Annotated in this window: 20 protein-coding genes; 15 read left to right on the plus strand and 5 right to left on the minus strand. The window is 44.1% G+C overall.

Features of this window, described 5'->3' with window-relative positions:
* Positions 1–11 precede the first annotated feature (11 nt).
* The 10 genes from M9196_RS16185 (at position 12) to M9196_RS16230 (ending at position 9,859) form a co-directional block, all read left to right on the plus strand.
* Positions 12–893, plus strand: coding sequence for a metal ABC transporter solute-binding protein, Zn/Mn family (locus tag M9196_RS16185; RefSeq protein WP_250618636.1), 882 nt, complete (start codon positions 12–14; stop codon positions 891–893).
* A complete protein-coding gene (locus tag M9196_RS16190; protein ID WP_250618559.1) occupies positions 893–1,606 on the plus strand; it encodes a metal ABC transporter ATP-binding protein in 714 nt (237 codons plus the stop codon). Before M9196_RS16185 ends, M9196_RS16190 begins: the two co-directional genes overlap by 1 nt.
* Before the next feature lie 5 nt (positions 1,607–1,611).
* Positions 1,612–2,490: a metal ABC transporter permease gene (locus tag M9196_RS16195; RefSeq protein WP_250618637.1), complete on the plus strand. Its 879-nt coding sequence runs from the start codon at positions 1,612–1,614 to the stop codon at positions 2,488–2,490.
* 13 nt (positions 2,491–2,503) lie between these two features.
* Entirely contained in the window at positions 2,504–3,406 is a 903-nt protein-coding gene (locus M9196_RS16200; protein WP_250618560.1) for a metal ABC transporter solute-binding protein, Zn/Mn family, read from the plus strand.
* A gap of 328 nt (positions 3,407–3,734) precedes the next feature.
* Entirely contained in the window at positions 3,735–4,418 is a 684-nt protein-coding gene (locus tag M9196_RS16205; RefSeq protein WP_250618561.1) for an ABC transporter ATP-binding protein, read from the plus strand.
* A 95-nt stretch (positions 4,419–4,513) separates the two neighbouring features.
* Positions 4,514–5,827 carry an ABC transporter permease gene (locus M9196_RS16210; protein WP_250618562.1) on the plus strand — a complete coding sequence of 438 codons (1,314 nt, stop codon included), beginning with the start codon at positions 4,514–4,516 and terminating at the stop codon, positions 5,825–5,827.
* Positions 5,828–5,933: 106 nt separating this feature from the next.
* The gene (locus tag M9196_RS16215) at positions 5,934–6,689 is read left to right on the plus strand and encodes an outer membrane lipoprotein-sorting protein (protein ID WP_406707696.1); all 756 of its coding nucleotides are present in this window, start codon (positions 5,934–5,936) and stop codon (positions 6,687–6,689) included.
* Positions 6,689–8,020 carry a hypothetical protein gene (locus tag M9196_RS16220; protein ID WP_250618563.1) on the plus strand — a complete coding sequence of 444 codons (1,332 nt, stop codon included), beginning with the start codon at positions 6,689–6,691 and terminating at the stop codon, positions 8,018–8,020. Before M9196_RS16215 ends, M9196_RS16220 begins: the two co-directional genes overlap by 1 nt.
* Before the next feature lie 2 nt (positions 8,021–8,022).
* A complete protein-coding gene (locus tag M9196_RS16225) occupies positions 8,023–9,072 on the plus strand; it encodes a sensor histidine kinase (protein ID WP_250618564.1) in 1,050 nt (349 codons plus the stop codon).
* Position 9,073: 1 nt separating this feature from the next.
* Complete coding sequence (locus M9196_RS16230) at positions 9,074–9,859, plus strand: LytR/AlgR family response regulator transcription factor (RefSeq protein ID WP_250618565.1); 786 nt, start codon at positions 9,074–9,076, stop codon at positions 9,857–9,859.
* A gap of 68 nt (positions 9,860–9,927) precedes the next feature.
* Here M9196_RS16230 and gloA2 read toward each other — a convergent pair whose 3' ends face one another.
* Both gloA2 and M9196_RS16240 read right to left on the minus strand, forming a co-directional pair.
* The gene (gloA2, locus tag M9196_RS16235; RefSeq protein ID WP_250618566.1) at positions 9,928–10,320 is read right to left on the minus strand and encodes an SMU1112c/YaeR family gloxylase I-like metalloprotein; all 393 of its coding nucleotides are present in this window, start codon (positions 10,318–10,320) and stop codon (positions 9,928–9,930) included.
* A 102-nt stretch (positions 10,321–10,422) separates the two neighbouring features.
* Entirely contained in the window at positions 10,423–11,346 is a 924-nt protein-coding gene (locus M9196_RS16240) for a LysR family transcriptional regulator (RefSeq protein WP_250618567.1), read from the minus strand.
* A 172-nt stretch (positions 11,347–11,518) separates the two neighbouring features.
* On the opposite strand from M9196_RS16240, the gene M9196_RS16245 reads away from it, so the two are divergent.
* The 3 genes from M9196_RS16245 to M9196_RS16255 all read left to right on the plus strand — a co-directional run bounded on the left by M9196_RS16245 (position 11,519) and on the right by M9196_RS16255 (position 14,223).
* The gene (locus tag M9196_RS16245) at positions 11,519–12,712 is read left to right on the plus strand and encodes a glycine C-acetyltransferase (protein ID WP_250618568.1); all 1,194 of its coding nucleotides are present in this window, start codon (positions 11,519–11,521) and stop codon (positions 12,710–12,712) included.
* Between the two features lie 127 nt (positions 12,713–12,839).
* Positions 12,840–13,871 (plus strand): L-threonine 3-dehydrogenase, encoded by a 1,032-nt coding sequence (gene tdh / locus M9196_RS16250; RefSeq protein WP_250618569.1) that lies wholly within the window; start codon positions 12,840–12,842, stop codon positions 13,869–13,871.
* Between the two features lie 106 nt (positions 13,872–13,977).
* The gene (locus M9196_RS16255; RefSeq protein ID WP_250618570.1) at positions 13,978–14,223 is read left to right on the plus strand and encodes a hypothetical protein; all 246 of its coding nucleotides are present in this window, start codon (positions 13,978–13,980) and stop codon (positions 14,221–14,223) included.
* Positions 14,224–14,685: 462 nt separating this feature from the next.
* Here the strand turns inward: M9196_RS16255 and M9196_RS16260 are convergent, their stop codons facing one another.
* Both M9196_RS16260 and M9196_RS16265 read right to left on the minus strand, forming a co-directional pair.
* Entirely contained in the window at positions 14,686–15,714 is a 1,029-nt protein-coding gene (locus tag M9196_RS16260; RefSeq protein WP_250618571.1) for a metal-dependent hydrolase, read from the minus strand.
* A gap of 330 nt (positions 15,715–16,044) precedes the next feature.
* A complete protein-coding gene (locus M9196_RS16265) occupies positions 16,045–17,229 on the minus strand; it encodes an MFS transporter (protein WP_250618572.1) in 1,185 nt (394 codons plus the stop codon).
* Between the two features lie 190 nt (positions 17,230–17,419).
* Here M9196_RS16265 and M9196_RS16270 point away from each other — a divergent pair, with 190 nt between their 5' ends.
* Entirely contained in the window at positions 17,420–18,301 is an 882-nt protein-coding gene (locus M9196_RS16270; RefSeq protein ID WP_250618573.1) for a LysR family transcriptional regulator, read from the plus strand.
* 243 nt (positions 18,302–18,544) lie between these two features.
* Positions 18,545–18,988 (plus strand): DUF4955 domain-containing protein, encoded by a 444-nt coding sequence (locus tag M9196_RS16275; RefSeq protein ID WP_319946360.1) that lies wholly within the window; start codon positions 18,545–18,547, stop codon positions 18,986–18,988.
* Positions 18,989–19,067: 79 nt separating this feature from the next.
* Here M9196_RS16275 and M9196_RS16280 read toward each other — a convergent pair whose 3' ends face one another.
* A complete protein-coding gene (locus M9196_RS16280; protein ID WP_250618575.1) occupies positions 19,068–22,427 on the minus strand; it encodes a thrombospondin type 3 repeat-containing protein in 3,360 nt (1,119 codons plus the stop codon).
* Positions 22,428–22,435: the final 8 nt, after the last annotated feature.

Genomic DNA, 22,435 nt, shown 5'->3' on the forward strand with positions numbered 1-22,435 from the left:
TCGCATTGTCGATGTTATTGTCAACTTTTGTACACGCAGAGAATACTGTACCCGCTAAAAAATTGGTGGTTGGCACCACGCTACATCCTTACTACAGCTATGTTAAAACCGTCGTAGGTGAGCATGCTGATGTGCTACCTCTTGTTGACCACGGCTTTAATGCGCATAACTATCAGGCTCAGCCGGAAGATTTAAAGCGTCTGGCGAAAATGGACGCGATTGTTATCAACGGTATCGGTCACGATGACTTTGCGTTAGAAGTATTACGATCAGCGAATCGCACCGATCTTACTGTGATCAATGCTAATTATTCAGTGCCACTTTTACCGGCGATGGGGGCGAGTGTAGGCGAGGATGCAGTGAATCCTCATACCTTTATCGGTATTACCACGACGATCCAGAAGTTATATACCATCGCAGATGAATTAGGAAAAATCGACCCCGATAATGCTAGAGCGTATCGTCAAAATGCGCGCACAGCGGCCATGCAGTTTAGGCGAATTAAGCAACAAGCAATGATGGCGACAACAGACATTTCTACACAAGGAATGAAAGTCGCGACAACGCACAACGCCTACAACTATTTACTTCAAGAGTTTGGAATTGTCGTTGATGCTGTGATCGAACCGGCTCACGGGGTAGAGCCCAGTGCGAGCCAGTTGCAAGAGACCATTAAAAAAATCAAATCATCCAATGTGAATATCTTGTTCTACGAACTGAACATGCCGAATCGTTTTGTCGAGACCATTGAGCGCGAAACGGGTGTTAAGTTATTTTATTTTTCTCATATGACGCACGGCTCATTTGAAAAAGACAAAGTACTGAATGAAACCAAACAAAATTTAGACACGCTAGTCGAAGCGATTAAATTCTATTCTGGTGAGGAATCGTAATGGGGCCGGCAATTAAAATATCGAATTTGCAGCTTATTTATGGGCCAAATACCATACTTACTAATATTGAACATACGTTTGCTGCGGGTAAGTGTCATGTATTAATGGGGCCTAACGGTGGGGGAAAAACATCTCTATTGCGCTCGGTTCTTGGTTTGACACCGTTTGACGGCAGTATTGAACTTCATTGGGGAGATACTGAGCCAGCAATCGGCTATGTACCCCAAAAAGCGAATTTTGAAGCTAGCTTACCGTTGACGGTTATGGATTTCATCCTTCTTAATCAGACGCGTCATCCCCTTTTTTGGCGCCAAAACCGCAAACAAAAACAGCGGGCAATGGCGCAGCTTGCTCGTGTTGGAATGGCGGAACGTCATGATAGACGAATGGGGCAGCTGTCTGGGGGTGAGCAGCAAAGAGTGTTGTTTGCCCAAGCGCTGCTAGACGATCCACAACTCTTGGTTTTAGATGAACCCACGACCGGTATGGACGAACAGGGTGTCCGCTATATTGAGAGTTTACTGCATGACTTAACGGCGAAAGGTGTGACAATCTTAGCGGTGCATCATGATGTAAAAGCCGTGGAGCGAATGGCCGATCCTGAAGTGCATATTGTGAATCGTCGAATCGTTCATTCTGGACCGCGTGATAAGGTATTGACGCCCGAGAATATCGTGAATATGTTCCAGCATTACACGGAGTCTGCCGCATGAGTTTAATGGAACTAATAAGACAACAGGCTTTCAATGCTGCCGAACAAGGTTGGTTAAGCGAAAGCTTTCAATACGGTTTTGTCATTAACGCGTTGTTTGCTTCTCTATTAATAGGGCCATTGCTTGGCGGGCTTGGGACGCTAGTTATTGCCAAACGTTTAGCGTTTTTCTCAGAAGCGGTAGGGCATGCCGCCATGACGGGAATCGCCATTGGCATATTGCTGGGTGAACCACCAGAAAACCCAATTATCAGTTTGTTCGTATTTGCTATGTGCTTTGCTTTATTGCTGCATTACGTTAGACATAAAACTCAAGTACCGTACGATACTCTTGTTGGGGTCTTTTTAGCTGTGGCATTGGCAGGTGGTGCTGCCTTGCTCATGTACGTAGCTCGAAAGATTAACGTTCATTTGCTCGAAAATGTATTATTTGGGTCAATACTCACGGTCACAGACCACGATATTTATTTATTACTTCTATCTTCAGTTATTATTGTGGGTCTATTTATTCCGACGTTTAATAGAATGTTGTTGACTTGTATCAGCCCCGATTTAGCAAAAGTTCGTAAATATAGAACCGAAGTCTACGACTATTTGTTTGTAATTATGGTGACGTTGATAACTATTGCAGCGGTAAAAATTGTCGGAGCGGTATTGGTTGGCGCGTTATTATTGATACCGGGAGCAACAGCAAGAATGATTTCTCATGATATGGGCAGTTTTGTTCGTCGAGCCGCTGTTATTTCTACCATTTCTTGCGTTGTGGGTACCTATGTTCCAATGGAGTTAGGTTGGAGTATTCCCTCTGGCGCAGCAATCATTATGGTGTGTTCGTTAGGGTTTATTGGCGCAACGGTTTATCGCATGCTTTTTAAAGCGATATAGGAAGGAAATCATAATGCGAAAACTAAGTATTATCCGACTATTAAGCGTAGTGATTGCGTGTTTGGCGGTTTCTCCTGCCTATTCTCAAGGAAATAAAGCGGATTATCCAGACATTGTGACACTGTTGCCAACGAGTTACCTTTTGTCTCAACAGTTGACGATAGGTACAGGACTACAGGTGGAAAACATTGCGCCTAAAAGATACAGCTTACAACGCTTACCTAATTGGACTTCGACTAAAGGCCAAAAGGTATTAGATCGAGTATCTAACGCCACAGCGGTGGTCACTATAGGATCCGTGTGGTCGGAAGACCCTTTATATCTCGAACTAAGAGAGCGAAATATACGGGTTATTAATGTCGATGCGGCGCAGGCGCTCACGCCAAAAGGGCAAAGCGTTTTTGCGGTAAAAAAAAGCAGTGGTGATACTTCTCCTTATGTGTGGTTGAACTTAAATAATCTCACATTGATGGCGGCAAATGTTGCACATGATTTTAAAAAGATCTGGCCCAATCATGCGATTAAAATCGAAAACAACTTACAGGAGTTAACTACAAAAATTCAAGAGTTGAATCGAAATCAACAGAATACGTTGCTTGAACTCGGTATTGATAGTGTTGTTGTGATGAGTGATGTTCTTCTCGATTTTGTCCCTGCTAATTACCTGTTTCCATTAAGTTATTTAACTAAGCCGTCTTTAGATTGGACAGACGATGATATGACGCAATTGTCGTCACTTTTGCAAGACGCACCCGGAACCTGGCTGCTGATGTCGAGTCCGCCGTCAAAGGCTGCGTTAACTAAATTGCCTAAAGGCGTGAAGGTGTTAATTGTTGATCCCGTGGATCGCTGGCGAAATGGCATTGATTCTTCCGCACCGTTAAACCGATGGCAGGTGCAGTTTAAAAGCTATTGATGTTTGCCTAATAATTGATGCTTGAGTGATAAAAGGTTGCTGTTCCTGAGGTAGGCAACCTTTGCTTTATTAGAAGCATAACACCGTTATTACCTCGTTCAGTTACGCATGGTATTCACATGCTATCTACCGCATGACGAATTTCCCTATCTCTTAACGTATTTCCTCAGTTTATCTTCGAATCTCCTTAAGTTATACCTACGCCTCTCCTTACCGTTGATCCTCTTCATACACCGTTAAGTAGCTCTAAAGACCGTCTGTCGCACTGTGTCTTTTTACTTTCCAAAGAGCGGTACGCTTAAGCCAATCAAAAAGGGGGAGCTAAAAAATGATGAAGTTTGATGGAATCTCAAAACAATATTCATTAGGTCAGAGTCAAATTACGGCACTAGATGGCGTATCTGGTGAGATCGCACAGGGTGAACTGGTGGCGTTGTGTGGACCATCGGGCTCAGGAAAAAGCACATTGCTTAATATCTTGGGCATGCTCGACACCCATTACGACGGTGAAGTCATGTTTGGCGGTGAGGTATTGTCCAAAAACCCTAAAGCATTGATACCGTTTCGTCGTCAAAACCTAGGGTTTATCTTTCAACGGTTTAACTTAATTCCAGTGATGAGTGCATTAGAAAACGTGAGTTATCCATTGATGTTAAATGGCTTAACTACCAAGGAGCAACATAGTCAGTCACTTGCCATGCTGGAAAAGGTCGGACTCGCAGATTGGGCGCATCACAGACCAGATGCCATGTCTGGTGGTCAACAGCAGCGAGTGGCCATCGCACGTGCTTTAGTTCATAAACCAAGCTTGGTGATCGCCGATGAACCGACCGCGAGTTTGGATAGTGCGTCAGCAAGCCAAGTGATCGAGCTAATGAAGACACTAGGTCATGAATTAAAAACCACGTTTATTGTCGCCACCCATGACAGCCGTATGGCAACACGGTGCGATAGAGCGATTGAGTTAATCGATGGAAAGGTAAGTCATAGCGCTTATCAGTGGGCGAGTTAATCGCGATAGACATTGTTAATACTGTTAATGGTTAAGGCTGTTAATTCTTAAAATGATTAGTTGCCAAGGCGAGTAATTAAAAGAAGGGAAAGATTATGATTATGCGCACCGTCTATTCATTCAAAATGCCGTTGTTGTATTTGCTACGAAATCGCAGACGTACCGTGCTGTCCTTGTCCATTGTTGCCATAGCGATTTTCGCATTGACCGCGGCCGCGGGCTTTGGACTATTTACTTATCAATCACTTGAAAAGTCGACCGCCAACGACGTCGGCCATATCACGGTGACTCAAGCGGGATACTTCACTTCGGAAGAAGAAACGCCCTTAGAAAATGGCTTATCCAAACCCAATGACCTGATTGCGTTGTTGAATGGGATTGAGCATGCAAAAAGCATTCAACCTAGAGTCTACTTTTCTGGGTTGATATCCAATGGTAGAAAGTCAGCAATTTTCATTGGTAACGGTGTGGAGCCTAGTGAGTTTGAGGTTCGTGATGGCGTGGTTGATTTGCAGTCAGGTACGGTACTTACTCATCAAAGTGCTAATCATATTAGCGCTGAAGGCAACGACGATGCTGGTGAAAGCGGGATCATGATAGCCAAAGACTTAGCGCGTAATTTACGTGTAGCAGAGGGTGATTGGGTGACGTTACTGGCTACAACAAGTGATGGCGCACTTAATGCGATGGACTTCCAAGTAACCGGTATCTACTCCACTGGGGTGCCAGAGATGGATAAGCGTCAGATATATATTGGACTTCCCGCTGCGCAAGACTTATTGAGTACAGAGCGCATTAGCACGTTGTCAGTTTATCTTTCTGATACTAAATATACCCAACAAGGAATGATGGAAGTCGAGCAACGGCTTAACCATTACCACCAACAGCTTAAGCATTACCACAAACAGGACGAAGCCTCATCGCAAACACTAGAGACAACACCGTGGCAAGACAGAGCATTTTTTTACCATAAGGTGCGCGGGCTGTATAACGGCATTTTTGGGGTATTAGGATTGGTGATGGCTGTTGTGGTATTCGTTGCCTTGTTTAACACAATGACCATGACAGTGACGGAGCGTACTCGTGAGATAGGCACCTTATCAGCTCTGGGTAGTTACCCGCGTGAAATTGTTGGTGGGTTTGTTAGAGAGTCAATGTTAATCGCGATCATTGGTAGCGCAATTGGGGCAGGGCTAGCACTTGTGACGACCTTAATGCTAAAAGTCGCTAACGTACAAATGCCGCCGCCTCCGGGAAGATCGGAAGGTTATCCATTAGAAATAGTTTTCTCGCCACAAGTGGCTATGTATTCATCGGTCGCCATTTTAATCATCTGTATGTTTGCTGCTTTTATGTCCGCACGTAAAGGAGCGAAAAAACCCATTACTGAGGCACTCGCTTATGTTTAATAATCAAGCGCTACTGTTTAATAATCAAGTGCTACAAACGCAAAAGAAAAGTAACCAGCAGTCATGGGCTCGCCGAGCGAGTTCAACATGGCTTGCAGCAAGCATTATGGCGATGGTGACGCTGCCAAGCGTGGCAGAAACGACGTCTTCAGTCGACACGAATGTAATGCAAGCTAGTGCGTTGATTGAACAAGCTGACCAATATCGTTTGGACAGCGAATCTTCTAAAGTGGTCTCTGAAGTCAAACTTTATCAAGATGATGAACTAGATAAGACACGCTTATACGATGTTTACTTAAAACCCAATCGGGAATCACTAGTGGTCTTCAAAGCCAAAGTGGAACAGGGGCAAAAGATGCTTATGCTGGGCGACAACTATTGGCTGTTAATGCCTAAAAGTCGCCGTCCTATTCGAATTACACCCATGCAAAAGCTGTTAGGCGAGGCGTCGGTAGGCGATATTTCAACATTAACATGGAGTCAGGACTATCAAGGTGAAATTCTGAAAACGGAAGAAATAACGGCATTAGACGGCTCGTTAAAAAAGACTAAAAAGCTAAGGCTGACAGCAAAAACATCGGGCGCAAGTTACCAACAGATAGATTTGTGGATTGATGATAACAATGCGTTTCCAATTGAAGCCGATCTGTACCTTCGCTCTGGAAAGATGGCTAAAAAAGCATACTTTAAACAAGGGACCCGATCGGGGCAGCCTCGTGTGACTGCTATGATCTTACAAGACCAAATACAGGTAAACAAAAAAACAGTGATCGAATATCAGTCGATAGAACCTTACTCGCTGCCGAGCAAATACTATAACCCTGCGTTCTTATCAAAAAATAAGCAGCTAGGGATAGAGTAATGTTCAGGGCTCGCAAGGTTAAACTCACACTTGTATTGCTGTGCCTCGCGTTAGGGGCACTCCTTCCATTGGCAGGGTTGGCAAATGAAAATGATGACAGCGGCCAGGTTGGAACATGGACAGAATCGTTGATGTTAACCGTGGACTATCAACTTAACGTACAAAGTGTCGGTGACCAAAACTCAGCGTTTTTTCCTGAAACAAATAACGAATCAGTCCAAACCGTTAATGGATTAGTTGATATTGGTGTTGGGTTTAAGGCTTTTTTCGCGAATCTTGCCTTGCAGGGAAGCGATCTTTTTAATGATGCCGAACCATCATCGAGTGGTTACCGAGATCGTGAATTTGATGCGATCATTAGAGAAGCGGTGTATGAAACTCAACTTTCCTTCGGTGATGCGGAGCTTGACGTATTATTCGGGAAAGCTCGAATAGATTGGGGGGTAGGTTACGGATATCGAGTGCTCGATGTGTTTAATCCATACCGACGAAACCCGGTAGGCATCCAAATAGAAGAAGGCGCTGGGACGTTGGCACTGTCTCATTATGGGGTAAGCTCAGAATGGACGCTTATTGCCACAGACTCAAGTTGGACGCAATTAGCCGGTTCTGACTTTGATGAAGCGAATCAGCAACAAGGGGTAGGCGCTCGATATTACACGTTGCACGGAGACTCGGAAATACAGGCTGTTGGTTATTATGACAATGTACGACAGGGTCTCATTGGTGGCAGCTTCGTCACGGTATTTGGTGAGTCATGGGAGTTTCACTCCTCAGCGATGATGCAGCGTCGTTATTTGAATTATCAGTTTGAGGACGCCGCCCCTGCAGAGCTAAAAGAAAACCACAATGCCGTGCAATACCTTATGGGAGTGACATGGGCTAATGAGACTGGGCATAGTGTGATTGCTGAATATTGGTATGATGAAAGAGCGTGGAGCGAGCAAACATGGACGTCAGCGTATGACAGTGCCACCCAAGTTAACCCCTTAGCTGCCTATTCTTATGGATTGGGTTATACACAGAAAAATCTTGTACAACACAATATCATGTTACATTGGTCGCTTGACCCTGCGGCGTGGAGTCGCTGGGATTGGAGCCGTCAATTAGGCTTAACAGATAGGCTGACTCCAAAAATAGACCTGATGATTTCTCCGGAAGATGGTGGGGTTATCGCGACACAATGGCTGGATTACTTAATTATGGATACTGGCGATTCTAACTTGCACATAGAGCTGGCGGCTCGTTATGTGACGGGTGGGAATAAATCTGCATATGCAAACTTACCAGATCGATATAACATGTTGATAAACATAAAAGGAAGGTTCTAATTATGCAATGCGGGAGTAAAGGTTCCAACTTAATACCATCGGTAGTTTTTACCACGCTATTTTGTCTTGCTATTGCCGTTTTGACCTCATCAATTTGGTCTGCATCCTATTTAGAAAATGCCATCATTAGTTTAGGTTACGGTTATAGCGCAGTGACATGCTCATGGCTCGTTAAACGTTTTCTACCAAAAATTGCCCAGCTTAACTTGGTGGCTGTTGGTTTATCTCTCGTGGGGGCGGTGTGCTTAGGGACGCTCAATGCGTATCTGTGGTTAAAGCAATATCCCGGATTTGATGAATGGCAAGGGCTAAAACCTATTTTACTACTCGGCTTAATATTTACCGCGATTTCATTTTATTTCTTCTATGTACAAGAAAAACAGTTTTTGCTTCAGCAGCAAGTCGAGCAGGCAAAATTTGAGAAAGCAACGCAAGATAAAGCCCTAATTGAATCAGAACTTAAACAGTTACAAAGTCAAATAGAGCCGCATTTTTTATTCAATACTTTGGCAAACATTAACGTCCTAATTGATTACGATAAAAATCAAGCAAAGGAAGTGCTAGACAAACTCACTGTGCTGCTGCGAGGCTCTATGTCTCGCCATCGAGAGCGCCAAGTCGATGTTGCTTCTGAAATCGCATTGATTGAAGCATATCTCGGTATTCAGCAGGTCCGGTTGGGTGAAAGGCTGACCTATAATATAGATATTCCAGCTGAACTCGATACGTTTCATCTTCCTCCATATCTTCTTCAACCTTTGGTTGAGAATGCCGTAATACATGGCATAGAACCTAGTGTCGCAGGTGGACATATTCAAATAAAAGGCCGAGTAGAAAAGGGAGGGTGTACGTTACAGGTGATTGATTCCGGTGGCGGGTTCGGAGCGGTTGAAAATGAGATTGGGGCAGGTCATGGCATTGGTTTGGCCAATGTGAGAGAGCGCTTATCGACACTATACGGCAAGGCATCTTCTCTTTCTGTTAGCGCCGGGCAGGAACAGGGCGTCGTATCGACCATCATCTTACCGTCGCCGATAAATAAGGAAGTATAAAATGAATTCAGTGACCGCAATTATTGCTGATGATGAACCACTGCTTAGGTTTCATTTGGACAAGATGTTAGCAGAAACATGGCCCGAATTGACGATAGTCGATACTTGTGAAAATGGAGAACGAGCACTCGAAGCCATTAAGGTGCATCAACCTAGTGTGGCTTTTCTTGATATCCAAATGCCTGGAATGACGGGCATCGACGTGGCGAATCGAGTGGTTGCCCTAGAGAAGAAGCACCAACTGACGGCACCGTTGATCGTCTTTGTTACCGCGTTTGATCAATATGCTATCTCTGCGTTTGAGGCGAACGCTATTGATTACGTTCTTAAGCCTGTACAAGAGGATAGACTCTTGGAAACCTGCCAACGCGTTAAGCAGCGCTTATCATCCTCAGACAGCGATGGTGTAATGCAAACTCTGATGGCTAAAATTGAGCACCTTTCTGTTGGGGGAACGAAGCAATATACAAAATGGATTAAGGCGACAAAGCAAGATGAGATTCATGTGCTTGCCGTGGATGATATCGTTTATGCAAAAGCCGAAGATAAATACATTACTTTAGTTGTATCTAGCGATCAGGGTTATCAAGAGTATATCCTGCGTAGTTCTATCAAAGAATTAACCAGCCAGCTTGATTCAGATTTGTTTTGGCAAATACATCGTTCAACGTTAATCAATGTCAATCGGTTAGACAAAGTGAAAAAAGATATCACCGGAAAAATGTTTGTTTATATCGCCGGGACGAAACTGCCAGTTAGCCGCGCAATGCAGTCTTTGTTTCGTTAAGCTCTAAGCTCTAAGCTCTAAGCTCTAAGCTCTAAGCTCTAGATTCTAGTTACCGCGTAACGTTATATTTAAAATGACAGCTCTTCGCATAGCTCTAATGGTAGGCCGTCTGGGTCTTTAAAAAAAGTGTAGCGTTTTCCTGTGTATTCATCGACTCGAATAGGTTCGACATCGATACTCTGATTCGTCAACCATGCCACGGAATGGGCGATATTCTCGACAGTAAAAGCTAAGTGTCTTAGCCCTTGAGCTTCTGGTGTATCGGGGCGAAGCGGAGCATTAGGGAAAGAAAACAACTCAATTTGCGTTCCGTCAGGTAAAGCGAGATCCAATTTATGGGAGTCGCGCGCTTCACGGTAGTTTTCATCCAATACAGCGAGTCCTAAAATTTGAGTATAGAAGTGCTTCGATACCGTATAATTAGAACAAATGATAGCAACATGATGTGTGCCTTTTAACATGAAAACCCTACCTACAATGGATGGGTAACAGTCGGTAGAGTACTACCGTTGTTACCATGCTTGTTATCTTAATACGACTGATATAAGTAATATGATGCCTTGTTATAGAGACAGTCGTTCTGGAAGCACAGACATAACATAGTCAATAAATACACGCATTCTGGCGGGCAAATATTTCGTTTGTGCGTATTGAAGTGCGATAGCCCCATGGTAATTACTTTTGATCGTCCAGTCAGCTAAGACTTGAACCGCACTGCCATCCTCTAATGCTTCTTTGATCACAAAATCATGAAATATCCCAATGCCTAATCCTTCTTTCACTCCACTTAATCTCAATTGAGAGTGATTGACCGCAAATCGACCGGATACTTTTACTGTTAGGAATTCATCGTCTTTTAAGAAGTCCCAAATGTTATCTCTTCCTGTCTCTGCCAAGTAAAGGCAATCATGATGAGTGAGGTCATTGGGTGTCATTGGTTGTCCATGCTGAGCAATGTAAGCGGGGCTTGCACACAATACCAAGTTAGTGGGACCAACGTGTTTCATAACTAAATTTTCGTCTGGCTTATCGGTTAGCTTAAACGCCACATCAACCCCCATTCGCATCAAGTCGATGTCTCCATCGAGAGCCCTGACCTTAAGCTGTATTTCGGGGTATTGCTTTAAAAACGGTGTGATAAAAGGCTGCAATACTGAGTTTAGAAAAGCTTCCGGAGCACCAACGGTTAAACTACCACTTGGGACGGTATGATCGGATTGGGAAACCTCTATTGCTTGCTGAGCCGCATTCACCATAAGGACACTTTGGTCGTAGACTTTTTGTCCTGCTTGGGTAATCACAAGCTTTCGTGTGGTTCGCTCAAATAATTTGACCGATAGGGCGCTTTCTAATCGAGTGATGGTTTTTGACAATGCAGAAGGTGTCACGCCAAGGTTTTTTGATGCCGCGGTAAAGCTACCTTCGTTTACCACCATAATGTAGGAGGCGAGATCAGGCAGTAGACTGATTAGTTTATGGTTAAACACTATTGTTGCCTCAGATTCACTAATGGTTTTCCATCTTAAGGGATAATCGTTTTCTTCACAATGAACTAGAATGGTTTCATTAAAGACTCACCAGACTGGTACGTGTCTTTCCCTACGCAACCTATGCACGCTATATAAGTGATGCAAATAGGATTATAAAAAGGAATCTAAGATGTCTTCTGCATTCTACCAACAAATCCAAGATCAAATTGAAGAAGTAAAAGTGGAAGGACTGTACAAGTCTGAACGCATCATTACTTCACAACAAAAAGCAGCCGTGAAAATTGCTTCGGGCGAAGAAGTGCTTAACTTCTGTGCCAACAACTATTTAGGTCTTGCTAATCACCCTGAGCTTATTAAAGCCGGTCAAGTTGGTATGGATGAACATGGTTTTGGTATGGCGTCTGTTCGTTTTATATGTGGTACGCAAGACATCCATAAAGAACTCGAGCAGAAATTGTCGACTTTCTTAGGTAAAGAAGACACGATCCTTTATACCTCTTGTTTTGATGCAAACACGGGTTTGTTCGAAACCATTTTAGGTAAAGAAGATGCGATTATTTCAGATGCATTGAATCATGCTTCAATCATCGATGGCGTACGTTTGTGTAAAGCAATGCGTTTCCGCTACGCAAACAACAACATGGCTGAACTTGAAGCGCAACTGATTGCTGCAAAAGAAGCAGGTGCTCGTCACACGCTTATCGTTACTGACGGTGTTTTCTCTATGGATGGTGTTGTTGCAAACCTTCCTGCTATTTGTGACTTAGCCGATAAGTATGGCGCATTAGTGATGGTCGATGACTCTCACGCCGTTGGCTTTATGGGCAAGTCTGGCGCAGGTACACATGAGTACCATGACGTTGTTGACCGTATCGACATCATTACCGGTACGCTAGGTAAAGCGATGGGTGGCGCATCAGGTGGTTACACATCTGGTAAGAAAGAAGTGATTGATTGGTTACGCCAGCGCTCTCGTCCGTACTTGTTCTCTAACTCTGTAGCACCAGCAATTGTTAATGCATCGATCCGCGTTCTAGACTTACTAGAAGAAAGTGGCGATTTGCGTGACCATCTGTGGGAGAACGCGGCACATTTCCGTACTCGTATGGAAGACGCTGGTTTCACTATGGGTGGAGCAGACCACGCTATCATCCCAATTATGTTAGGCGACGCTAAAGTGGCGGCAGAATTTGCAGAACGTGCGCTTGAAAAGGGCATTTATGTCGTTGGTTTCTCTTTCCCTGTCGTACCGAAAGGGCAAGCTCGTATCCGTACTCAAATGTCTGCAGCGCACTCGCGTGAGCAACTTGATCGCGCTATTGATGCGTTTATTGAAGTTGGTAAAGAGATGGCAATCATCTAATTCTTGCTCACAACTAAGCAAGTATTAAGTGAATGAGTCAACGAACGAGCGTTAATTATAGCGCTCGTTCAACATTAGAATTGTATTTTCACTTGCTGTATCGCAAGTGGGAATTATAGGTAACAACATGAAAATTAAAGCACTTTCAAAACTAAAGCCTGAAGAAGGCATTTGGATGACCGAGGTTGAGAAGCCTGAAATGGGTCATAATGATCTTCTTATCCGCATCAAGAAAACTGCTATTTGTGGTACTGATGTTCACATCTACAATTGGGATGAATGGTCTCAAAACACGATTCCTGTTCCTATGGTAGTAGGGCACGAGTACGTGGGCGAAGTTGTTGGTATTGGCCAGGAAGTTCGTGGCTTTGAAATTGGCGACCGTGTATCTGGCGAAGGTCATATTACCTGTGGTCACTGTCGTAATTGCCGTGGTGGTCGTACTCACCTTTGTCGCAATACAACCGGCGTCGGTGTAAACCGAACGGGTGCATTTTCAGAATACCTTGTGATTCCAGCGTTCAACGCATTTAAAATTCCAGCAGGCATCTCTGACGATCTTGCGTCTATTTTTGACCCGTTTGGTAATGCTGTTCACACCGCACTATCTTTTGACCTTGTGGGTGAAGATGTACTGATTACGGGTGCAGGTCCGATTGGCATCATGGCCGCCGCTGTTGCGAAACACGTTGGTGCACGTCATGTTGTTATTACTGATGTTAACGAGTACCGTCTAGATCTTGCCAAGAAAATGGGTGTGACTCGCGCGGTTAACGTTGTGGAAGAGAAGCTTGAAGATGTCATGAGCGAACTCGGCATGACGGAAGGTTTTGATGTGGGCCTAGAGATGTCGGGTAACCCATCAGCATTTAACAGCATGCTTGTTAACATGAACCACGGCGGTAAGATCTCCCTGCTAGGTATTCCACCATCGGATATGGCGGTAGACTGGAACCAAGTCATTTTTAAAGGCTTAGTGATTAAAGGTATCTACGGTCGCGAAATGTTCGAAACTTGGTACAAGATGGCAAGTTTGATTCAATCTGGCTTAGATTTATCACCAATCATTACCCACCACTTCAAGGTAGATGACTTCCAAGCAGGCTTCGACGCTATGCGTAGCGGGCTTTCTGGCAAGGTTATCCTTGATTGGGAATAAAAAATAGCACTCCATAACGGGGTGCTTTTTTATTCTAGGCCTGCCGTATATTATAAACCGACGCGGCCTACTTATAAGATGCCCATTTTAAACGAAAAGACTTACTATGAATTTAGATATCAATGCACTTAAACACCACCAGTTGGTTGAAGATGGTCAACTAGAGGGGTGTTATATTCATCAGCCAGTAGCGGGCAGTCAAGAAGACGACGAAACGGTTTTGGCAGAGGCACAAGCGCTGGAAAAATTGGGATATAAAGTGGTGCAGGTTCAAGCAAAACGTGGAACAACGACGTTTGCTGAGGCTATGCAAGAACTTGCTCTTAAGACTGGTCACCAACCTAAGAACTAAGATCAACGATACCGTGGGGCCGCTTTGCGTTTGTGAGTCATAGTCTACGGTAGTGAGTCGAAATCTACGGTTATAGTAGTACCTAAAGGTGTTTAGGTAGGTAAACCGTTGTAAAGTAGTTTGGTCAACGACTTGTTGACCAAATTCACAGCCATTCATTTGTGATATCAACCTTTGGGTGAATTATCTTTACCCTGAATCACCTATCTCTGCCTAGAATCACCTATCTTTACCTTGAAGCACCTTCGTCCCATTTTCAGTTTGTGCCGCAGAGTGCGAGTAAATCCTCACCAGAAACAGACTAGTTTTGCTAAAGGTAGTTCCAGTCGTTGAGATGCGTGAAAAGTCCCAAACGCTGTTGCTTCTTAAAATCCAGCGAGTCACTTTTTAACATTTGGTAAGTCACTATTACCTTATTCGTTCATAACACTAGTCGCTCACAACACTAGCCACTTGAAACAGTTAACGTCGAGAACTTAATTTCATGGCCTGCAAGTTCGCATCAATGGTTTGATTGCCCATTAAGCGAAGCCAAAGTGGCGCGAGTAAGTCAAAATCTTTCTCACTAGGGTAACGTTGAGTCGCCTCAAGTAACGCCCAATTTCCGCTCTTATCCAGTTCTGCAAATACAAACTCAAACGACAGGTTATTTGCCATCCCTAAACGCAAATCAGACACGATTAGCTTGTTGTCTTCGACTCGGTAGTTCAAATAGTCATGAGAAAAGGCTTTAAGTCCTGTCAATGTGCTAGGTTTTTCTTCTAAAGGCCAATGACCTAATGGACGAGAAATGAAATTGATGTGTTTGTCTTTATCAAGCACCGATGCCAAGCCTTCCCAATATTGTCCATCATCCATGACAACAATACGCCAGAGAACGGTATTGAATGCCGTTGGTGTAATGAGTACTTGTTGATTAGGCAGATTCTGGGCGACTAAGTTCTGTTCAACGCGATCAGCAATGAACTGCTGTGACAGGTAACCCCAGCCTAAATACAGAGTCGATAACAACACAACACGTTGGCACCATTTCCCCCCCTTTTGCTTGAAGACTAGAGCCACACCAATGGCAAACAATAACGGTAGTGTATACAAAGGGTCGATGATGAACACGTTGCGAAGCTCAAAGTAACCGTCAAAGGGCCAAATAAGCTGCGTGCCATAGGTGGTCATCGCATCCAACAGAGTGTGAGTGACTAACACACTGACAGTTAAAAAGAACACTCTGGAAAATGTCCAGAATGAATCAGAGTAACGACGACAATATAGCCATGAAATTAACAACGCGATAGGTGGAAGTATAAGCAAAGAGTGACTAAACCCTCTGTGCTTAATCGTATTTTGAACCGCGTCGCCATAATCCAGAACGACATCTAAATCAGGTAATGTGCCCAAGAGAGCGCCGGCGAGTAACACCTTCGCATTACACTGTTTTCCCGCAATCGCTCCAGCGACGGTTGCACCTAGCGCGGCTTGAGTAATAGAATCCATATCGACCGTATTTTATATGATTAAAAGGCTACATTGCTTCAAAAAGTAAATGGAAGCCGTTGTAGAGTCAAACTTATCATACGTTCAAGTCTCTCTATTTACCTACTTTTACATAATTGTTTAGTGAAATTCTTTCTGAATAATGAAAGTTAAGATTTACTGGTCAGTTTGTTCAGCTTTTGCTAGATAGGTTTTTGTAATTCAGAAATGGTTATTTAGCGTTGTAAACTCGACTTTATAAACCTAATCGTGGTTTTTCAATCGCCTAGAGCTTTTTGTGCTCCTCACTTTCGTGAGGAGCACTGATGTTGTTACCGGAGAAAAATAAAACTACGCCGTTTGTGCCAAATTATGAGTTGTACGTTTATCAAGGTGACCACTCAAACGGGTTAGAGCCAGTGCGGTAAGCACGATTAGCGCACCAATCCACGGGGTATGCATCAAACCCATTTTTGAGACAATCACACCGCCTCCCCAAGAGCCCAGAGCAATACCTACGTTAAACGCTGCAATATTTAAACCAGATGCGACATCGACAGCATCAGGGGCGAATTTCTCGGCCAGTTTTACAACGTAAACTTGTAGCCCAGGAACATTACCGAAAGCAAACGCCCCCCATACTAAAATGGTGGCTACCGCGGCAATTGGGTTTACAGCAGTAAAGTTAAAGACAACTAGGATGGTAGCGAGTCCTGAAAAAATAATCGTTAGCGCTTTAATTGGTCCCATCTTATCGGCCATTTTGCCCCCGCAAATATTACCAATCGCTACCGACACACCGTATACAAGCATAATTAGGCTGACAGCATTTGAGCTAAACCCGGATACATCTTCAAGGATTGGTGCTAAGAATGTAAAGGCTGTGAAGGTTCCCCCGTATCCCAGTGCCGTAATGGCATAAACGAGGAGTAACCTCGGTTGAGTCAACACGTTTAGTTGTGCGGACAGTTTAGCTGCAGGAGGCTGTTTTAGGTTGTTCGGAACTAAGAAAGCGCTGCCAATAAGAGCAATAAGGCCTAACAGCGCAACAATTAGAAATGTCGATTGCCAGCCAAAACTCTGACCAATATAAGTCCCCAGTGGCACACCTGTGACTAGCGCGACGGTTAATCCTGTAAACATTATCGCAATTGCGCTCGCTGCTTTCTCTTTGGGTACGAGACCTGTCGCGATCGTAGAGCCGATTGAGAAAAACACACCATGGGCAAGACCTGTCAAAATACGAGCAACGATAAGGGTGTTATAACCAGGTGCTTGCCATGCCAATACGTTGCCTAACACAAATAGTGACATAATAGTAAGTAGTACGTGTTTGCGGTTCCATTTTCCGGTTAGCGCCGTTAAAACAGGTGCGCCAATTGCTACACCAAGAGCATACAGACTCACCAGTAGTCCTGCTGATGGTAGTGAGACATTTAAATCAGACGCCATAGTAGGGAGCAGTCCTACTATCACGAACTCGGTTGTTCCAATAGCAAAGGCGCTGAGCGTCAGTGCGAGAAGGGCTAGTGGCATATCATTTACTCTCTTAAGTTAGGTTCGAATACAGAGCAACAGATACGTTCTTCAACATTTTGCTGCACCGTGATTTGATAGGAAAGATTCTGAGCGAAAAGTAGATTGCGAAAAATAGGTTATTTAACAAATAATATTTGTTATAAATGCAATAATTGAGCGTAAATTGATGAGTAAATGGAAGTGAAGCATGCTGACAAAATCGAACGATTTAGAAATTCTACTTTCCGTCGTCGATACTGGCGGGTTTACAGCGGCAGCAGAAAGTTTAGATATACAGGTCGCTCGAGTATCGAGAGCGGTGAGTAAGGTGGAAAGCCAGCTTGGCGTGACAATATTAACGCGTACGACAAGACGAATTGAATTAACGGATGAGGGAAGGCAATTTGTTGATTCTGTTAGAGTCGGGTTAATGCAGTTGCAGCAAGCGGAAGAGGAGATCATATCTCGAGGGGAATTGCCCAAAGGGAAATTGCGTGTTGATGCCGCCAGTCCGTTTGTTTTTCACCAGTTAGTCCCATTAGTTCAATCATTCAACCAAGCCTACCCGGACATAGAGTTGGAATTAACCTCCAATGAAGGCTTTGTCGATTTGCTCGAGAAGAAAACCGATATCGCTATTCGTATCGGTGCATTAAATGATTCAACGTTACATGCACGCCCACTCGGTAGAAGTTTACTTTACATTGTGGCCTCACCGGATTATTTAGCCAAGCGAGGAATTCCTAATAAAGTCAGCGAATTAGTTCAACATGACACGATTGGTTTTTCAATACCGAAAAAGCTCAATGATTGGCCGCTAAAAGGGTTTGATAAACTGGTCCCCACGATGACTTCAAGTAACGGTGAAACGGTGAGGCAGCTTGTGTTGAAGGGCAATGGGATTGCCTGTTTATCTGGATTCATGGTCAAAGAAGACATTGCAGACGGGAGACTAATTTCTTTGTTCGAAAGTGAAAAAATTAATCATTCAGGCAGAGAACAAATCAACGCGGTTTACTATAAGTCTTCTTCTGTTGCTAAAAGGATTTCTGCTTTTATCGACTTTATTCAGCCGAGGTTGGATCTGTAGAAGGTAGACAGCAGAAAGTGGGGGACTGTTCGCTTCTTTGCTTTAGCAACTGCTGCGGTGTGCTGACTTCAACAAGGGGTAGAGCGTGATTGAACGTATTCATTTGTTCTCAGTCACAAAATATGGAAAGGGGCGTAAAGCCCCTTTGGTTTATTAGCCATTTTGACTTGCGTGCGGCTATTCAGCTATTTGCGCACAAGATACGTATCGCCAGTTAGACATAGAGTTGTTGCCTGATGAGCCATCTTTCTTGCGTCAACGTCATCCGATTTACATGGTGCACAACCTCGTATCAATTTGTTTGACAACTTACAAGGTGGCTGGATTCCTTCTCGTTGGGGAGCGGCAATTAGCAATTTACCCAATCACTTGGCGGGGTTAACCTATTGGAACTTTAGAAATATAGGTGCGCCTCAGACAGGCTTTGAAATGATGTCGACGAAATCCAAATATGGGCGATTAATTGCGCCAACGATGGTTGGTAATCATGGTAACGCGATTACCTTTGCGTCAATGCAAGAATACTCTAAGCACGCAACGAAGCAAGGAGAGGCCAGCTATAAGGAATGGCTGCCAGATCAGCCACAAGCTTGGTTGGAGTCAGATGGTAGTCGAGTCTTTCCCTCATCGTTGTATCAAGCTCAACTTGAGCAACGTTTAGGGCACTTACCGGCCTGGGTAGAGTAGGGAAATGAATAAACCCCTCATGTGCACGTATTTAGCCGTAAACACATGTGGGGCTTATGATTTTAGCTAACGGTCCGGTTTAATCACTGGTAAAGGTATAGTTGTCGAGGTTATCTTCTTTGAATCTAACCTGCCATGTCGCTATTGCGCCTGTGTCTCCGTTAATTTCGTTGGCACTCGCCCAGCCGGTATATTGTTCAAAGGTTTTAATGACAAGCGTTTCTGACATCACGTCGACGGTATAAAAGGTCAATTGATAGGTGTCGAGACCATTAATTATCGTCACGGTATAATTAGGGTTCTCATCATCATTAAGCACCCAAGTTCCTGATAACCATTCATCATCAGATTTAATCAAGGCATCCCCAGATAATCCCGTTTCATCATTCATTTTGAACACGATGGTGTCATCATGTATGTCACGGCGCTCCAGCACAAGTACTCGATTGTCCTCTATTAAGTCATCTGCGAATCGAGGCGTGTAAATCCGACTATTGAAGTTTTGTGTTTCAATGCATCCTTCAGTTTGGCTTTCAAAGTCCGTAAATGAAGAAGTACTCGTAGGTCCATCGTCATTCCAAGTATCGTCGTTACTGGTATCACAATTGAAGTTCGATGATAGGCTATGAAGTTCGTACACAGAGGCTTCATCATCGTTAAACCAGTAGGCTGCGATTAAGAAGCCATTTGTTGTTTCCGCTAATAAAGCGATTCGGAGTTCGACAAAATCACCATTTTGATGGGAGATATCAATGACATTGTGCTCTTGAAGCGCCCAGTTATAAACACCATCCCAAACCCCATCAAATGCGTAATCTAATGTCCCGTCGTCTGACATTACGAAAACATCGCTACCATTCCCTTCTTGCCAACTGTCGGCTAAAACAAGCTGATTGATATCGGTATCTTGTACAATCAGCTTATCCTCTGCCCTGCAGGTGTGGTAACGCTCCGCTGCTGCACTGAATTCCTCCGCTGAGGTGATGGAATCAGACTCAAATGAACATAACACTTTGTCTTTATAGAATGTGACATCATCAGACCAGATTTCTTGAAAAGTCTGGCCATTTTCAGACCAAGTCTCATAAAATTTAAACGCACCACGGGATTCGTGCTGATCGACCATCGCCCAAACCCATGTTCCTCCATCGTCAAATGTAATGGTTACAAGATCACCTTCTAATACCCAATCAACTTGGTAGGTATTGCCAAGGTCATCGTCTTTGACTACTACAGCGGTACCGTCGGTGTTAAAAAAGTATTCTCGGCTTCCGCCGCTACCACGAGTTCGATAAACACTATGGGTTAATAAAAGATGTTCAGTGATCGGTAATGCGCCGCCACAATTTTCTAATGCGGGTGCGTAATCGGCAAAGGTTGCGTTACCTTGTTCGCTATCACCGATACGGCAGGTAAATTCGTCTCGTAGACTTGCTTGATACTCATTTAACGCGGTGTCATTTAGAAGCGTGAAGTTGGACGCAATACTTCCGCCTACTAGATGCTCGTCTTTCCAGCCAATGTAGACCGCATTGTCGTAGTTGGAAAGGATGAACGTAGTTTGTTCAATATTGATTTTATTGCGGATAATAGTCGGTAGTGAGAGCTCGAAAAGTTCCACGTTGTGTATGGTTGCACGGGTCCATGCTGACGTGACAAGTTCTGAACTGTCATAGCGTATAGGCTCAGCAGTGAGTGGGGCGACAAAGTGATAGTAGTACGCCAGTTTTTCGGTCTCGGTTTCTACAAGCTCGACAATAATATCATCAGAGATGAATACGCCATTTAGCGCGGTGACGGATAAGGAGGTATTCGGTGAAGACTCTTGCGACGAACTGGCAGATTGTACGTTGACAAGTGTTGATATGTCAGTGGGTATCGCACCTAAATTGGATACTGCACTGTCATCAAGCCAATAATTATCTTGTTGGGTGACAAGGGAAAAGGTGAGTGCTTGAGCATCTTCAGATAATAGAGTGTTTTTACTTAAATAAGGCCAATAATCACCGATAGTGGTGACTTTGTTACCGCTCAGGGATGTGACAGAACCCACGGCGGTATATTGAGCATTGAGCCCTTCAGTTGAGCCCACGGTGATTGTCCAGCCACTTCCGTCATAGGAAAGAGAGGCGTCGTAGCCAACTTCATTCCAGCCAGTGTCGGTTAAAAGCACTTCGGAGCTTAAGTCAGATATGATTTCCCATGTACTTTGACCGTAGTCATCGTAGCTCAAGTAAGAGGATTGTGTGAAAGTCGCGATGGGGTTGCCGTTGACGACATCTAAACTAAATGTTTCTCTGTCCGCTTCTGGCAAGTCAAAGTCATTGTTGCCCCAAAGTGAGTAAACCGTGTCATAGGATTCAAAGAATGTGATAAGTTTTGCAATATCGGAGAGTCCCACTGTAGGATCAAATGGGGCTGCGTCTGATATATCGAGGACGCCATCGTTATCATCATCGGTATCGGCATAGTCACCAATACCATCGTTGTCGTTATCGTTACTTTCTAGAGGATCGAAGGGCATAAAGTCTTGGTCATTACCAACCCCATCACCATCGATGTCTGGATCCATTTGGTCACCGATGCCGTCATTATCAATGTCATCCCATGACGACACATAGTTTGCTGGGTAGTCCTCCGGAATTGGGTCAGTAAAGCTATCGAGTGCATCCGGAACCCCGTCGAGGTCACTATCGGTACCGGTTTCTTTTTGTAACCCACCGTCTCCAGCGACAACAATATCGCTTTCTGGATTGAAGTTTTCGTCTTTAACCACATCACTGAGTTGGGTGAGTAAGCCATCGACATCGTGATTCGATGTATCACCGGACAAGTTTTGTTTAAGTTGATCTGTGTTGTTCGGTAACACTTTGGCATTCACAATAATCTGGGCAATTTTCTTTGTGTTATTGGAACCAGTTTCGTAATAATCCCCTAGAAGTTCCTCTTCTTGTACACCTAAATCTGAGGCGACTTGTTGCTTGGCTTCATCAAGAGAGCTGCCATTATTGACTTTAATGTGGATTAACGTAGAGAAGGGGGTTACAGCCGTTTGTCCAGCAGGGGCAGACATGACGTAATCTTCTAGTACGGGGCGATTATCGCTGCCGTCACCGACATCAATGGTTTTACCTCGAATAGCGCGCACGACCAACGGGTATTGGCTCGCATCGGCTATTGCATTGCCATTGAGATCAGTGACACCTTCTAACTGTAGAGTAGCATCGCCCAGTCCAGAGGTTTCTGCACTAGGCTCGCCTTCATCCAGTTGCCCGTCACTGTCGATATCTAGCCATATTAAAGCGCCATTTAGGTAGCCATCTATTGCTTTGACGCTATAGCTAGAACCATTGCTGGATCCAACATCGTTATCACTGCCTCCGCAGCCTGCAAGTACTGACACTATCGATAGTGTTAGTGCCGATTTAAGTTGTCTCATATTAAGCC

Origin of the sequence: Vibrio methylphosphonaticus, from assembly GCF_023634655.1 — a bacterium.
GTDB classification, from domain to species: domain Bacteria; phylum Pseudomonadota; class Gammaproteobacteria; order Enterobacterales; family Vibrionaceae; genus Vibrio; species Vibrio methylphosphonaticus.